The 13,923-nt window shown below is 71.6% G+C and carries 11 protein-coding genes; 4 read left to right on the top strand and 7 right to left on the bottom strand.

All coding sequences use genetic code 11. The features are described 5' to 3' along the window. Positions 1 to 103: 103 nt before the first annotated feature. Both ABFY20_RS05490 and ABFY20_RS05485 read right to left on the bottom strand, forming a co-directional pair. Positions 104 to 853, bottom strand: a complete 750-nt coding sequence (locus ABFY20_RS05490; protein ID WP_368498931.1) for a glycosyltransferase — start codon at positions 851 to 853, stop codon at positions 104 to 106. 41 nt (positions 854 to 894) lie between these two features. After that, complete coding sequence (locus tag ABFY20_RS05485; RefSeq protein ID WP_368498930.1) at positions 895 to 2,193, bottom strand: hypothetical protein; 1,299 nt, start codon at positions 2,191 to 2,193, stop codon at positions 895 to 897. A gap of 95 nt (positions 2,194 to 2,288) precedes the next feature. Between ABFY20_RS05485 and ABFY20_RS05480 the strand changes: the two genes are divergently transcribed. Genes ABFY20_RS05480 through ABFY20_RS05465 form a run of 4 tightly spaced genes read left to right on the top strand, consistent with a single transcriptional unit; the run spans position 2,289 to position 6,004 of the window. Further along, positions 2,289 to 3,215: a glycosyltransferase gene (locus ABFY20_RS05480; protein WP_368498929.1), complete on the top strand. Its 927-nt coding sequence runs from the start codon at positions 2,289 to 2,291 to the stop codon at positions 3,213 to 3,215. 25 nt (positions 3,216 to 3,240) lie between these two features. Continuing rightward, the gene (locus tag ABFY20_RS05475) at positions 3,241 to 3,996 is read left to right on the top strand and encodes a glycosyltransferase family 2 protein (RefSeq protein ID WP_368498928.1); all 756 of its coding nucleotides are present in this window, start codon (positions 3,241 to 3,243) and stop codon (positions 3,994 to 3,996) included. Continuing rightward, positions 3,993 to 4,421 carry a DUF2304 domain-containing protein gene (locus tag ABFY20_RS05470; RefSeq protein WP_368498927.1) on the top strand — a complete coding sequence of 143 codons (429 nt, stop codon included), beginning with the start codon at positions 3,993 to 3,995 and terminating at the stop codon, positions 4,419 to 4,421. The genes ABFY20_RS05475 and ABFY20_RS05470 overlap by 4 nt, the downstream gene beginning before the upstream one ends. Continuing rightward, complete coding sequence (locus ABFY20_RS05465; RefSeq protein ID WP_368498926.1) at positions 4,418 to 6,004, top strand: DUF2142 domain-containing protein; 1,587 nt, start codon at positions 4,418 to 4,420, stop codon at positions 6,002 to 6,004. Before ABFY20_RS05470 ends, ABFY20_RS05465 begins: the two co-directional genes overlap by 4 nt. A 112-nt stretch (positions 6,005 to 6,116) precedes the next feature. Here ABFY20_RS05465 and ABFY20_RS05460 read toward each other — a convergent pair whose 3' ends face one another. From ABFY20_RS05460 to ABFY20_RS05440, 5 genes are all read right to left on the bottom strand, one after another. Next, positions 6,117 to 7,190, bottom strand: a complete 1,074-nt coding sequence (locus tag ABFY20_RS05460; RefSeq protein ID WP_368498925.1) for an NAD-dependent epimerase/dehydratase family protein — start codon at positions 7,188 to 7,190, stop codon at positions 6,117 to 6,119. A 57-nt stretch (positions 7,191 to 7,247) separates the two neighbouring features. Next, positions 7,248 to 10,082, bottom strand: coding sequence for a hypothetical protein (locus ABFY20_RS05455; RefSeq protein WP_368498924.1), 2,835 nt, complete (start codon positions 10,080 to 10,082; stop codon positions 7,248 to 7,250). Further along, complete coding sequence (locus ABFY20_RS05450; protein WP_368498923.1) at positions 10,079 to 10,624, bottom strand: hypothetical protein; 546 nt, start codon at positions 10,622 to 10,624, stop codon at positions 10,079 to 10,081. The genes ABFY20_RS05455 and ABFY20_RS05450 overlap by 4 nt, the downstream gene beginning before the upstream one ends. A 76-nt stretch (positions 10,625 to 10,700) precedes the next feature. Then, positions 10,701 to 11,225 carry a hypothetical protein gene (locus ABFY20_RS05445; protein ID WP_368498922.1) on the bottom strand — a complete coding sequence of 175 codons (525 nt, stop codon included), beginning with the start codon at positions 11,223 to 11,225 and terminating at the stop codon, positions 10,701 to 10,703. A gap of 86 nt (positions 11,226 to 11,311) precedes the next feature. Further along, a complete protein-coding gene (locus tag ABFY20_RS05440; protein WP_368498921.1) occupies positions 11,312 to 13,846 on the bottom strand; it encodes a hypothetical protein in 2,535 nt (844 codons plus the stop codon). Between the last annotated feature and the right edge of the window lie 77 nt (positions 13,847 to 13,923).

Genomic DNA, 13,923 nt, shown 5'->3' with positions numbered 1-13,923 from the left:
GGCGCGCTGAGGCGAGCGAGCGGCGGCGCGCCGTCAGGCGCGGCGGTCGCGGAAGGTGAAGAAGCGCCCCGTCACGGCTGCGCTGTAGAGAGTTCCCACGCCCTCATCGTAGCGACGCCGCGCGCCGAGCGCGACGGGCTGCGGTGGCGCGGCGGGTGGCCTCGGCGATGAGGCGGAGGAACATGACGCGGGCGCGGAGGATGGTGGGGAGCCCCCGGATGCCGAGGGGGGTCTGGTTCGAGCCGTGCAGACGGCGCTCGACGACGACCTCGTCGAGATGACGGATGCTCCCCCGCACGTTGCCCGTGATGGCGATCCAGACGTCGTGCGACTCGCTGACGTACGGCGGGATGGGCAGGATGCCCCCGTCGATCGCCTCGCGCCGGAAGCCCATCGCGCAGCCGAAGTAGGGCCGGTAGCCGACGAGCAGGGCGAACAGGTTCGCGAACCGCCGCTGCGACTGCGCGGCCCGCAGCGGCGGATACCAGAGTCGTGCACCGTTGCGGCCGAGGATGGAGTGGTTCGCGGCGACGACGAGCGAGCGCGAGAGCCCGGCGATCATGGCCTCGTGCCGCCCGGCCGTCCAGACGTCGTCCTGGTCGGAGAGGAAGACGTACGTGCCGCGGGACCGCCTGATGGCGGCCTCGAACGCCCGCACGTACCCCACGTTCGAGTCGGTCTTGGTGAGCAGGATGCGCGACTCACCGAGGCGCTCCGCCGTCGCCACCACGACGGAGGCGGTGTCGTCGGTGGAGCAGTCGTCGACCACGACGAGCTCGTCGTCGGGGCCGAGCTGCGCGACGATCGACTCGATCTGCTCGGCCACGTACGCCGAGCCGTTGTAGGTGGCCATGCAGACACTCGCCCGCACCTCGGAACGACCAGGCGACCGACTCACGACTGCTCCCCTTCCACGACGTGCGGCTTCTCGATGACGCGCGACCGACGGAGCGCCAGCGCGTGGATGCCGAGCCCGAGGAGCGGCCCCAGCAGCAGTGCCAGCACCGACCGCACCCCGGTGTCCAGCGGCAGCAGCAGCACGACGACGGCGAGCGCCGTCGCCGCCAGCCACCCCGCCGAGTAGGCACTGTGGCGATCGAGCGCGAGGCACAGCGCCCCGGTGACGGTGAGCATCGCCATGGCCGCCGCCGCGACGACGAGCCCGGCGACCACCCAGCCGTCGACGACGTACCCCGGCCCGTAGTACCAGCCGAGCAGCAGCGGCCCGAGCAGCCCACCCAGCACGGCACCCACCACGGCGATCAGGCCGATGAGCCGAGCGATCGGCAGGAGAGCCCGGAACCCCAGGTGCCGGTTGTTGAGGAAGTGCGCGATGGCCACACCCTGGTAGGCGTTCAGCGGGATGAGCAGCGGGGCCCGCGTGAACGTCACGGCGATGAGCAGGCCCGCCGCCGCCTCGTAGGCGGCCTCACTCGAGGTGAGGCGGAGGATGACGGGGAACCCGACCACGAGCACGGCACTCGACCCGGAGGCGAGGCAGGCGTGCCCGATCCGGCGGAGGAACGGTACCAGCGGCACGTCCGACCGGGCGGCCGCCGCCCGCCGGAGGGTGGGCGAGAACGCCAGCCCGATGAGCCAGGTGACGGAGGCGACGCTGGCCGCCACCGCGAGCCCCGCGACCGTCGCGGCGACGAGTGCAGCGCCCACGATGAGCGCGAGGCGCAGCAGCGAGTCGCCGATGACGAGCCGCGCGAAGGTGGCCCACTGCAGGCGACCGCCGAGCACCCCGACGATCACCGCGTGGCCCGAGAACAGGGCGATCGACGCACTGAGCGGGAGCGCGAGCCAGGCGTAGTCGGGCCCGAGGACCTGCGGCGCCCACCACAGGCTGGAGACGCTCAGCACCACCCCGAGGGCGATGCCCACCCCGAGGCCGACCGCGAGCATCCGTGGTTCACGTCGTTCGTGAGCGGCCTCCGTGCGCCGGTCGCTGTCGTGTACGGCTCTCGTCGACTCGGCGGAGAGACCGCCCAGGATGCCGAACCAGAGGAACAGGAACGACCAGAAGGCCAGGAAGTCGGTGACGTCGACCTCGCTCGGCAGCACCCGGGGTGCGATGAGGAGCACGGCGAAGCCGACACCGGCCGACACCAGCGAGGCGGCCCCGACGCCGATGAAGGAGCGGCGGCCGATGGTGGGGGTCGAGCCCCCGGTCGCCCGGCCCTCAGCCACGACGCGCTCGGCGCGGCAGGCGCAGGCGACGGGCTCGGATCATAGAGTGCAAGCATAGTAGGGCCGCCGGGAGCTCCCGGGGCGGAGAGGGAGCTGTGAACGACGACGTCGCCGCGGTCGTGACGGCCTTCGCGCCGGGAGAGGGTCTCGTCGCCCTGGTGCGCTCCCTGCTCCCTCAGGTCGCCCGCGTGGTGGTGGTCGACGACGGCAGCGACCCGCGCTTCGACCCCGTGTTCGACGAGGTGCGCGCCGCGGGCGCCCTCGTGGTGCGCCACCCCGGCAACCGGGGCATCGCCGCGGCGCTGAACACCGGCATCCGTGCCGCCAAGGCCGACGCCGTCGAGGCTCCGGCCTTCTTCCTCACCTTCGACCAGGACTCGGAGGTCTCGCCCGACTTCGTGTCGTGCCTCGTCGGCACCGCCCGCGAGGCGCGGGCCGCGGGTCTGGGCGTTGGCCTCGTCGCCCCCTCCGAAGTAGAGGGCCTCCCCTCCCCCGTCTCCGGGTACCGCAAGGGGTTCCTGCTCGGCTCCACCCCCATCCAGTCGGGTCTGCTCATCCCGCGCGAGACCCTCTCCCGCGTCGGCCTGTTCGCCGAGCCGCTGTTCATCGACGGCGTCGACACCGACTTCGCCCTGCGGGTCGCCCGTCAGGGGCTTCGCGTGGTGCTGTCACCGGCGACCCGCCTCGGCCACAGCCTCGGCCGCCGGCACCGGCCCACGCTCCTCGGCCGGCCCGTGACCGTGGGCGGCGAACCGTTGGCGCTGGTCTACAGCGCACCCTTCCGCTACTACTACCTGGTGCGCAACCGCATCCTGCTGAACCGGATGCACGGCCACGGCCGCCTCGCCTGGAGCGTTCGCGAGACGGTCGCCGACCTTCGGCACGTGGTGATCGTGCAGCTGTTCGTGCCCGGGCGTTCGCGCCGCGCCGCCGCCGCGCTGGCCGGACTTCGCGACGGCTGGGCCGGCCGAACCGGCCGCATCCCCGACGCGCTGGAGCGGGCCGTCTCCGGGGAGCGCTGAGGCACCCACGGCTATGATGGGGCGCATGCCGACCGCCCTCGAACGTACGCTCGTCGTGATGCCCGCGTACAACGAGGAGGAGGCCGTGGGCGACGTGGTGCGCGAGGTGTTCGCGAAGGTGCCCGGGGCGTCGGTTCTCGTCGTCGACGACGGTTCGCGCGACGCCACGGCACGCGTGGCTGAGGCCGCCGGGGCGACGGTGCTGCGGCTGCCGATCAATCTCGGCGTGGGCGGCGCGATGCGCGCGGGCTTCAAGTACGCGCTGTCGAAGGGCTTCGCGAACGTGGTGCAGGTCGACTCCGACGGGCAGCACGACCCGGCGGGCATCGCGGAGCTGGTCGATCGGCTCGCCGATCACGACCTCGTGCTCGGCGCCCGGTTCGCCGGCGTCGGCGACTACACGGTGCGGGGGCCGCGCAAGTGGGCGATGCAGGTGCTCTCCGGCATCCTGAGCAGGCTCACCCGCACACGCCTCACCGACACGACCTCGGGCTTCCGCGCCTCCGGCCCGCGCGCCGTCGCGCTGTTCGCCCGCCACTACCCCTCCGAGTACCTCGGCGACACCGTCGAGTCGCTCGTCATCGCCTCGCGCTCGGGGCTCAGCGTCACCCAGGTGCCGGTGGCGATGCGCGCCAGGGCGGGCGGGGTGCCCTCGCACAACCCCTACAAGGCTGCCGTCTACCTCGGCCGGGCCGGCATGGCCCTGTTCGTGGCGCTGATCAGGCCGCGGCTGCCGCTCGAGAGAACCGTCGCACCCCTCGACGAGGCCCTCACCGCATGAGCGTCGCCAGCTACCTCCTCGGCATCGTCGCCGCCCTCATCACCCTCGGCGTGGTCGTCGAGTCGCTGCGCCGCCGCCACCTCAGGGAGCGGCACGCGATCTGGTGGCTGCTGGCCGGCACCGTGGCGCTCGTCATCGGCATCTTCCCCGGCATCCTCGGCTTCCTCTCCGGGCTCGTCGGGGTGACCGTGCCCTCGAACCTCGTGTTCTTCCTCAGCATCGCCGTGCTGTTCTTCGTCTCCATCCAGCACAGCGGCGAGCTCACCGAGCTCGAGGGCGAGACCCGCACGCTCGCCGAGGCGGTGGCCCTGCAGGAGCTGCGCGTCTCGGAGCTGGAGCGCGCTCTCGCCGAGGTGCGGCGCGCCTCCGTCGACGACACGGGGTCTGACGCCCCAGCCCCCGGCACCGACCCAGGAAGAGCATGACCGCAGTTTCCACGCCGCCCGTCTCCCGCCCCCGATCCGTGCTGCGCTGGCTGCTGCTGCCGTGGCTGCTGCTGGCCCTGCTCGGCACGCTGTGGGCGCTCGCCACCCCCATCGGCGGCTCGCCCGACGAGCCCGCCCATGTGGTGAAGGCCGGGTCGGTGGTGCGGGGAGAGCTGCTGCCCGAGCGCATGATCGCCTCGGGCGGTGTGCTCGACGTGCCCGCCGCGCTCGACTGGGAGTACGAGCAGGGATGCTTCGCGTTCTACGCCGACACTCCCGCGTCGTGCGCGCCGGAGTTCACCGGCGACCCCGACCAGGTCGTCGAGAGCCACTCCTCGGCCAGCCTGTACAACCCCGTCTACTACTGGCTCGTGGGCTGGCCCTCGCTCGTGCTCCCCGACACCTCGGGCATCTACGCGATGCGCATCGTGAGCGCGGTGCTCACCTCCTTCTTCGTGGCGGCGTCGATCTTCCTGATCGGGTCGTGGCGCTCGCGCCGCATCCCGACCCTGGCCGTGATGGCGGGGCTCACCCCCATCGCGATCTACCTCATGGGCACTGTGAATCCGAACGCCCTCGAGTACACGGGCGGGCTCGCGCTGTTCACGGCCATGCTCTCGATCACCCTGCAGCCCGACCCGAGGCGGCTTCCCGCGCGGCTCGCGCTGCTCACGACGGCGGCGGTGCTGGTGTCGAACACGAGGGGCATCTCGCCACTCTGGGTGGCGGCGCTGCTCGTGGTGCCGCTCCTCCTGCTCACCGGTCGCGAGCTGCTGGCGCTGCTGCGCCGGCCGGCCGTGATCGTGAGCATCGTCGTCATCATCGCGGGGGCCGCGGTGAGCGCGTGGTGGACGCTGCGCAGCAATTCGCTCGGCACCGCCCCGAGCGCCGGCCCCTCGGTGGTGCCCGAGAACGAGGGTGTGGGGCTCAGCCCGATCGAGGGGTTCTTCGGGCTCATCGGCAACTTCTACCAGCAGCTGAGGCAGATGGTCGGCATCCTGGGCTGGCTCGACACCACGCTGCATCCGGTGGTCTACTACATCAGCTACGCCCTGTTCGCCCTGTTGATCGTCGGAGTCGTGCTCTGGGTGCGCGGGCGACGGCTGGTGTTCGTGATCGCGCTGGCGCTGGTGTTCTTCTTCGCGCCCCCCGTGGTGCAGGCGTTCTACGTGACGCAGGGCGGTTTCATCTGGCAGGGGCGCTACACGCTCGTGCTGCTGATGGCGCTGCTCGTCGGCATGGCGGCGGCGATGGCGACCTCGCCGCGCTTCGTCTCCCGGCCCGCACCTCGTGTGCTGCCGGTGCTGGCGTGGGTGGGCGCGGCGGGCTGGGCGTTCGCCACCGCCTACGCCTTCGCCACCACCATGCGCCGCTTCGCCTCGGGCTACGCCACCGACTGGCCGGCGATGCTCGAGCCGGATGCCTGGGTGCCGCCGCTCGGCTCGTTCACCCTCATCGCGCTCTACGCACTCGTGACGGCGGCCTTCGGCCTCACCGTCGTGCTGCTCGGGCGCGACGACCGCCCGCGCCCCACCGGGCCGGCCGCGCCCGAGCGCGAGCCGCTCACCGTCGGAACGGTATGAGAATCGCGCCGCCGAGCCTAGAGGGGGCTCGACGGCGCGATTCTCATACCGGTCGTACGGTGCAGGGGCACGCGCCGACGGTGCACGCCGGCGAGGGGACGGCGCGGCGCGCCTAGCGGGCGGTCTGCTCGGCGATCCAGCTCTGCAGGCCGGCGACACCGCGGTCGACCGGCCAACGGGGCTCCCAGTCGAGCATGCGCAGCGTGTCGTCGATGGTGCACTCTGCGTGGCGCACGTCGCCGTCGCGGTACTTGCCCGTGATGTGGGGCGCCGGCGCCTGGTGATAGGCGGCGATGGCCTCGGCGAGCTGCATGATGGTGGTGCCGACTCCCGAGCCCACGTCACCGACGATCGAGGCCTCCTCGGCGGGAAGGGCGAGGGCCGCGACGAAGGCGTCGGCGACGTCGTCGATGTAGACGAAGTCGCGCGTGATGAGGCCGTCTTCATAGATCGGGATGCTCTCACCGCGCTGGGCGAGCTGCGAGAACAGTGACACGATGCCGGTGTAGGGGTTCGACAGCGACTGGCCGGGGCCGTAGACGTTCTGCAGGCGGAGCGTCGTGAGCGTGGTGTCGCGGGCGTTCACCCAGGCCGAGAGCACGTGCTCCTGCGCGAGCTTGGTGGAGCCGTAGACGCTGGTGGGCGCCGGAACGGTGACCGCGGCACGGGAGGCGAGCGGCTTCGCGTCGGGGAAGTCCCACTGGCCGGCCTCGAACTGGGCGTGCGAGCGCTGGCCGGGGTAGTAGACCTCCCCGCTGCTCTTCTCCCACGCGCCCTCGCCGTAGACGGCGCGGCTCGACGAGAGGAGGAACCGCTCGGGAACGATGCCGCGGGCGCTCAACGCGTCGAGCATGACGGTGGTGCCGACGACGTTGACGTGCGCGTGCCTGGTGGCCTCGTTCAGCGACTGGGCGGTGCCGGTCTCGGCGGCGAGGTGGATGACGACGGTGGGCTCGATCTCGGCCAGCACGGTCTCCCAGACGGCGGGGTCGGTGACGTCGCCGACGATGAGCTCGGCGGCCTCGACGAGGGCGGCGGGCCGCTCCTGCACCTGGTGAACCTGGGGGTGGAGGGAGTCGACGACGACCCACTTCTCCGCCTTCGCGGCGAGGCGCTCGGCGAGGGCGCAGCCGATGAAACCGGCACCTCCGGTGACGATGACGCGCTGGCGGGAGAGATCAGTCATGCGATTGGAGTCCTTCGTTGCTTCGTGACGCGGCCTCGATGAGACCACCGGAACACCTTAGTACCCCGGGCCTGGTAGCGAGACGCTGACGGTGGAGCAGCCCAGCCGGGCGTCGTCGTCGAGCGATGCGATGTCGATCGGCGAACCGTCGTCGGGCGTGTCGTCGGATGACGGCACCGCGTACGCGCACACCTGGTGCTCCCCCGCCGCGACGGGAACCGTGGTGCTGTAGCCGACCGCGTCGCCGAGCCCGGGATTCGCCACGGCGACGTCGGCACGGCTGAGCTCCGCGCGGGTGCTCGCGGTGTAGACGTCGTCGACGAAGAACACGACCTCGACCGGCTCAGCGCTGTCGCGTTCGGCTGCCCATCCCGCCACGGTGACCTCCTGCGCGACGACCTCCACCGAGTCGAGGGCGCCGAGCGGCGCGCTGCTCTTCACGGTGACCGTGAAGCAGCCGAGCTCGGGGTTGTTGTCGGAGGAGGGCACGTTCACGCCGTAGGCGCAGACGCGGTGGCTGCCGGGCGAGGCCGGAACCGTGCCCGTGAAGCCGTGCTTGTCGCCGAAGCCCGGGTAGAGCGAGGCGACGTCGGGGCGGCTCTTGTCGGCCTTCATCCGCGAGGTCCACGCGTTGTCGACGTAGAACACGACGTCGATGGGGTCGGTGGTGTCGGGGTCGAGTGTCCAGCCCGACACTTTGATGCCGCCCGCGACGGCGGAGGCGGTGTCGAACGAGCCCACCGGCTTGCCGCCGTCGACGGCCAGGGTCGCGCATCCGATCTGCGGGTTGTCGTCTGACGAGGGCGTGTTCACCGCGTAGGCGCAGACCTTGTGGGTGCCCGCCTTCACCGGAACCGTCACCGAGAAGCCGTGCCCGCCGCCGTAGCCCGGGAAGACGTAGGCGACGTCACCACGCACCTGGTCGGCCTTGGTGGCCGAGGTCCAGCGATCGTCGACGTAGAACACGACCGAGATGGGCGCCGTGGTGTCGGGGTCGATGGCCCACCCGGTGACAGCGACTCCCCCGTCGGCGCTGCGCGCGGTCTCGAGGTAGCCGATGGGCTTTCCGGCCATCACGGTGACGGTGGAGCAGCCGAGCAGCGTGTTGCCGTTACCGCCCGTGTCCATCGCGTAGACGCAGATCGTGTTGACGCCGGGCGACGCGGGGGCGACCACGTCGTAGCCGTGCGCGTCGCCGTAGCCCGGCAGGTACCGCCCGACGTCGGGCCGGTTCTTGTCGGCCGTGGTGATCGACTTGAGCCAACCGTTCACGGCGATGTTGATCTGTACCGGTCCGGTGGTGTCGAGGTCGACTGCCCAGCCGCTCACCCGCACCCCGCCCGGGGCGGGGTCGGCGCGCTCGAAGCCGCCCGTCGGCGGGCCGGCGGTCGAGGTCGTCGTGACGCAGCCGAGCGAGGAGTTGCCGTTGCCGCCCTTCAGGTCGATGGCCGTGACGCAGACCTTGTTCGTGCCGATGGGCACGGCGAGCTTCGTCACCGTCCAGGCGTGGGCGCTGCCGTAGCTCGGGTATTTCTGGCCGAGGTCGGCGCGCCCGATGTCGGCGTCGAAGGTGCCCGCGTCCTTGCCGTTCACCGAGATCTGCACCTTGGTCGAGGAGGCCGTGTCGGGGTCGATCGCCCAGCCGCTGATCTGCAGCGAGGCGCCGGTCTGCTTGTAGTACTCGATGGCGCCGATGGGAGAGCCGGTGGGCGGCGAGACGGTGGGGCAGCCGAGCGGCTCGTTCTCGCCCGCGCCCACGTTGATGGCGTAGAGGCAGTACTGGGTGGGTTTGCCGGTGGCCGGGAGGGAGATGGAGAAGCCGTGGTTCGCGCCGTTGCCGTAGACCTTGTCGACGTCGGGCCGCGAGCCGTTCGCGGTGAAGGCTCCGACATAGCTGCCGGTGAGGTAGTTGCCCCCCGACCACACGTAGACCTGGATGGGGTTCCGGGTGTCGAGATCCTGCGCCCACCCGCGGAGCGTGACGGTCTTGAGGTCGGCTGTCGCAGCGTCGATGGAGCCGAACGGGTTGTGGTTGATCTCGGTGGTGCTGCCGAACCAGTCGGTGTAGAGGCGCCAGAAGTTGCGGTTGCCGTAGGCCGAGCATCCGTCGCCCGTGCCGTACAGGTTCGCCAGCGCCGCCGCGTTCGGCTGGTAGGGGGTGTAGTAGTAGAGCGCCGCGGTCGCCCGGGTCTGAATGAGCACCCGGCTCGAGCCGCAGCCGGCGTTCGGGTTGTAGAGCACGTTGGCATAGCCCCCCACCGGGTACCAGGTGAAGAAGTTGCTGGTGCCGGGCGGGTTGCCGTAGCGCTTGAACTGCCAGGCCGCCTTGTAGACCTGGTTGTAGAAGCCGAAGTACTCCGAGTCGCAGGGCGCGGTGTCGGGGCAGGCGAAGCCGGTGGCCCGCTCGTACTGGGTGGCGGAGGGCCAGGTGTCGGTGACGAGCGACTGCTCCTTCTGCAGCAGCACGAGCAGCACCGCCTGGCTGATGCCGCAGGCCTGGCCGACCTTCGCGATGATCTGGGCCGCGGTCTCGGCCCCCGCGCCGGTGTAGGCGTTGCACATGGGGTCGGCGCCGCGCGAGAAGGTGTTCACGCGGTAGTCCTTGAGGCAGGTGTAGCCCGCGCGGCAGTTCGGCACCTGTCCGTTCAGGAAGTTCTGCACGGCCTGGGCGTTCATCGCCTGCCCGTTGTAGAACTTCGCGTCGGAGATGATGTTGCCCGCCTGGAAGTCGCCACCCGTGGCGGCGGAGGCCGAGGATGCACTGAGCGGCAGGAAGGCGGTGAGCAGTCCGCCCATCACGGCGAGGGCGGCGATCATGGCGAGGATCGCGGGCGGGCGGCGTCGGCGCGGCGGCCGGCCGGGGGCCCGCACGGTGCTGCTCTGCTCGGTCATGAGACGACGACCTCTCCGCTCGTGCTGCCCTGCGCGGTGCCGTCGTCGAACACGACGGTCACCGTCCAGGTTCCGCTCGCCCCCGAGGGGAGGGTGGCGATCATCTCGGCGCAGTAGGTGACGGTGGCGTCAGCGGTGCTGGTGACCTGCGCCGCGGCGCTCTGCTCGCCCTGCACGACGCTCAGCGCGCAGCTGCCCGAGCTCGAGATGACGTTGCTCACCAGCGCGTCGACCCGCACCGTGCCCGCGGCCGGGTCGTAGGAGGAGTTGAGGATCGACACGCTCGCCTCGGTGGCCGGCTGCTCGGGCGGGGTGGTGGGCTTCGAGGGCGGCTCGGTGTAGGTGGGCTCGGGCACGGGCCCCTCCGTCTCGGTGGGCTCGGGGCTCGGCGTCGAGGAGACGGTGGAGGTCGGCGTGGGGGTCGAGGATGCCGTGGTGGCGCCGGGCGTCGGAGCCGCCCCTGGATCGACGCACCCCGTCAGCAGAACGGCGACGAGGCCGCCCGTGATCACAGCGGCACTCACCCATCGTCGCGTCCCCATCGCTCCACCGTAACCGAGGAGGGGCGAGCTGGGGGGAGCCCACACCGGCGACAGCAGCCGGATGCTCCCTCCGGGCCTACTCGGTGGTGAGCGAGACCCCCACCTCGGCGCACACCGAGACGAGCGCCAGATACGAGTCGAGGTACGCGTTGATCTCGTCGGCCGACGACTCGGCGCCCGGATACGTCGTCGCCGCGAAGGCGGCGAACGCAGCGGCGGCGCCCTCCCACTGCGCGTCGTTCGCGGCGGCCTCGGCCGCCTGCGCGGCGGCCTGGTCGCGGGCGGCCAGCCAGGCATCGCGCCCCGCGTCGTAGTTGGCGTTGAGGGTCTCGCAGGCGGCGACCACCGGACCGCTGGTGTCGACGGGTTCCGGCGTCGGCGTGGGCGTCGGAGTCGGCGTGGGGGTCGGCGTCGCAGTCGGCGTGGGGGTGGGGGTCGCCGTGCGCGTGGGCGAGGGCTTCGTGGGGCTCGGCGTCGACGGGTCGCCGCCCGGGTCGACGCAGCCGGAGAGCCCGACGGTGAGAGCGAGCGCGGCGGCGGCGAGGCCCCACCTCGTGGCGCGGCGGGCCGGGGTGGCCGGGATGCGCATCCGGTTCGTCATGGTCGTCCTCCTCGTTCGTTCGCGGATCGTTCGATCTCGGATCGTCCGGTCGCCGCTCGTTCGGTCGGGTGTCGTTCGGTGGGGGCTCAGGGCACGGTGACGGTGGCGCAGCCGAGCTGCGGGTTGTCGTTCGAAGCCGGCGTGTTCACCCCGTAGGCGCACACCTTGTGCGAGCCCTTCGTCGCCGGCACCGTTGCCGAGTAGCCGTGCTTGTCGCCGAAGGCCGGGAACTGCGCGGCGACGTCGTTCCGGCTCTGGTCGGCCTTGGCGCTGCTCGTCCACCGGTCGTCGACGTAGAACACGACGCTGATCGGGTCTCTCGTGTCGGGGTCGATCGTCCAGCCGTTCACCTGGATGCCTCCGTCGACGCCCCGTGCCGAGTCGAGCGAGCCGAAGGGCGCGGTCGACGCGATGCTGACCGTCGAGCAGCCGAGCAGGGTGTTGTCGTTCGACGAGGGCCAGTTCACGCCGTAGGCGCAGACGGTGCGGCTGCCCGCCTTGGCCGGTACGGATGCGGTGAAGCCGTGCTTGTCGCCGTAGCCCGGGTAGGCGGCGGCCACGTCGCCGCGGCTGCCGTCGGCGCGGGCCGAGGAGGTCCACACGCCGTCGACGTAGAAGACGACGTCGATGGGGTTGGCGGTGTCGGGGTCGAGCGACCAGCCGCGCACCGAGATCGATTGTCGGGCCGCCGAGGCACCGTCGAGCTTTCCGACGGGAGCCTGGTTCGGAACCGTGACGGTCTGACAGCCGATGAGCGGGTTGTCGTTCGACGACGGCGTGTTCACGGCATAGCCGCAGACGCGGTGCGAGCCGGGAATGGCGGGAACCGTCGCCGTGAAGGCGTGGTTCGGGCCCCAGGAGGGGTACAGCCGCGCGATGTCGGAGCGGGCGCCTGCGGCGCGGGTGGCCGAGGTCCACACGTTGTCGACGTAGAACACCACGTCGATGGGGCCCTTGGTGTCGGGGTCGAGCGCCCAGCCCGAGACCTGGATGCCGCGGGGAACACCGGATGCGGTGTCGAGCGAACCCACCGGCTGGCCGGCGGGCATGACGATGGTGTGGCAGCCGATGAGCGGGTTGTCGTTCGACGACGGCGTGTTCACCGCGTAGGCGCAGACCTGGTTGGTGCCGGGGCTCACCGGCACGGTCGCCGTGAAGGCGTGCTTCGCCCCGTAGCCCGGGAAGACCTGGCCCACGTCGGTGCGGCTCTTGTCGGCCCGGGTGGCGGAGGTCCAATGGTTGTTGACGTAGAACACGACATCGATCGGGTCGGTGGTGTCGGGGTCGATGGCCCAGCCGGTGACGAGGATGCCGGCCTCACCGCGGTAGGCGGTGTCGAGCGAGCCCACCGGGCGGTCCTTCATCATGGTGATGGTGGAGCAGCCGAGGCGGGTGTCGCCGTCACCTCCGGTGTCCATCGCGTGCACGCACACCTTGTGCGAGCCCCCGGTGGTGGGCACGAGGATGCCGTAGCCGTGCGCCGGGCCGTACCCGGGGAGGTAGGAGGCGACGTCGGGCCGGTTCTGGTTCGCCGTGGTGATCGCCTTCAGCTGCCCGTCGATGACGATGTTGATCTGCACGGGCCCGGTGCTGTCGAGGTCGACGGCCCAGCCGCTGAACCAGAGGCCGCCGGGTCGAGCCTCGGCGCGCTCGTAGCCGCCGATGGGCGGACCGTTGGTCTCGGAGACCCTGAGGGCTCCCGGCGCCTGGCCGATGTCGATATGCTGGTGGTTGCAGCTGTCGCCGAACTCGTTGGTGAGGTAGCTGTAGCCGAGCGACGCCATGGAAGGCCTGCCGTAGCAGCCGAGCTGACCCACGTGGGTGTTGGCCGGCATGAACTGGTTGAGCAGCGACAGCAGGTCGTTGGTGCCGTCGTTCCACCCGTTGGTGCTGCGGCCCCCGACCCGGCTGAAGTCGACGGCGACGGCGGGGATGCGGCAGTGCCACGGGCTCGGCGGGCGCTTCTCGCCCGTGCAGGTGTAGTCGCCGTCGTTGGCGCACCAGCGGTTGAGGTCGCTGACCCTCAGCGAGCCGAACGCCTTGATGGTGACGACGAGGGCCTGCAGCACGCGCTTGTCGATGTCGCAGCGCGCCTCCACGGTGCCGTTCGCGATGGGGGCGATCTCGGTGTCCCAGATCTCGTTGATGGCGCCGTCGACGGTGAACTTGCCCTGGTCGCGAGCGGTCAGGAGCCACTGCGCGGCGGCGCGGCCGGTGGCCGGCACGAAGGTGCAGGGGGCGCCGCAGCCGGGCGCGGCCTGCGCCACGACGTCGGCCGACTGCGGGTCGAGCGGCACCTCGGGCACGGCGGGGGCGTCGGTCGCGGGGACGGGTGTTGCGGCAGGGTCGCCTGCCGGAGCATCCGTCGCGGGAACCTCGGTGGCGGGCGCCTCGGTCGCGGGCTGGTCGTCTGCCGGAGCCTCCGGCGCAGGGGCGTCGGGAGCGGGAGCCTCGGTGGCGGGCGCGTCGGGCTCAGGAGCCGGCGACTCGCTCGCGATCGGGGCGGGTTCGACGGCGGCCTGCGCGGCGGAGCCGCCGCTCGGCGGTGCGGCGACGAGCGGGACGACGAGGAACGCCAGCACCATCAGCACCGACCCGAGCACACGCACTATCGAAGACAACGTTCCCCTTACGATCTCCGGGCAGCCTAGGGCACCGGGTGCCAGAGGCCTCGGAACCGCGCCGGAGTGTGCCGGGT

Origin of the sequence: Herbiconiux sp. A18JL235 (assembly GCF_040939305.1) — a bacterium.
In the GTDB taxonomy this organism is placed as follows: Bacteria; Actinomycetota; Actinomycetes; order Actinomycetales; family Microbacteriaceae; genus Herbiconiux.
The sequence above is the reverse complement of the archived record's forward strand: the minus strand, read 5'-3'. Positions and strand labels throughout refer to the sequence as shown.

Excerpts from the sequence above, each read along its gene's own strand:
- ABFY20_RS05490 (WP_368498931.1), bottom strand. The coding sequence starts at position 853 with ATGGCCACCTACAACGGCTCGGCGTACGTGGCCGAGCAGATCGAGTCG.
- ABFY20_RS05475 (WP_368498928.1), top strand. The coding sequence starts at position 3,241 with ATGCCGACCGCCCTCGAACGTACGCTCGTCGTGATGCCCGCGTACAAC.
- ABFY20_RS05470 (WP_368498927.1), top strand. The coding sequence starts at position 3,993 with ATGAGCGTCGCCAGCTACCTCCTCGGCATCGTCGCCGCCCTCATCACC.
- ABFY20_RS05465 (WP_368498926.1), top strand. The coding sequence starts at position 4,418 with ATGACCGCAGTTTCCACGCCGCCCGTCTCCCGCCCCCGATCCGTGCTG.
- ABFY20_RS05460 (WP_368498925.1), bottom strand. The coding sequence starts at position 7,190 with ATGACTGATCTCTCCCGCCAGCGCGTCATCGTCACCGGAGGTGCCGGT.
- ABFY20_RS05455 (WP_368498924.1), bottom strand. The coding sequence starts at position 10,082 with ATGACCGAGCAGAGCAGCACCGTGCGGGCCCCCGGCCGGCCGCCGCGC.
- ABFY20_RS05450 (WP_368498923.1), bottom strand. The coding sequence starts at position 10,624 with ATGGGGACGCGACGATGGGTGAGTGCCGCTGTGATCACGGGCGGCCTC.
- ABFY20_RS05445 (WP_368498922.1), bottom strand. The coding sequence starts at position 11,225 with ATGACGAACCGGATGCGCATCCCGGCCACCCCGGCCCGCCGCGCCACG.